Genomic DNA, 540 nt, shown 5'->3' with positions numbered 1-540 from the left:
CCACCCTTGAAAGAGTGCGTAATAGCTCACTGGTCAAGTGGTCCTGCGCCGACAATGTAGCGGGGCTTAAGCACACCGCCGAAGCTGTGTCATTGACACAATAGATCCATGCGAACCCTTGAGGTTTGTGTGTAGTCGTGTTGATGGGTAGGGGAGCGTCCTGCATCCAGGGAAGCGGCGGCGGAAGCCAGTCGTGGAGGGTGTGGGAGTGAGAATGCAGGCATGAGTAGCGAATGCAGAGTGAGAAACTCTGCCGCCGGATGACCAAGGGTTCCTGGGCCAGGCTAATCCGCCCAGGGTAAGTCGGGACCTAAGGCGAGGCCGACAGGCGTAGTCGATGGACAACGGGTTGATATTCCCGTACCCGAGCATGTGCGCCCATGACGAGGCGTTTGATACTAACCACCCAAAGCCATCGTCCAATGTCTTCGGACGGAGGATGGTGTGTGGAGCGTGGGACCTGATTTCGTAGTAGTCAAGCGATGGGGTGACGCAGGAAGGTAGCTCCGCCAGGCGATGGTTGTCCTGGTGTAAGCGTGT

At 57.6% G+C, this 540-nt stretch carries 1 rRNA gene; it reads left to right on the top strand.

Annotated elements, in window-relative coordinates:
- Nucleotides 1–540: ribosomal RNA gene (locus EIY87_RS19830) — 23S ribosomal RNA — on the top strand; the annotation flags it as partial.

It is taken from the genome of Amycolatopsis eburnea (genome assembly GCF_003937945.1).
GTDB classification, from domain to species: Bacteria; Actinomycetota; Actinomycetes; order Mycobacteriales; family Pseudonocardiaceae; genus Amycolatopsis; species Amycolatopsis eburnea.
Note: the sequence above shows the minus strand (reverse complement) of the source record. Positions and strands in the feature narration are given on the sequence as shown.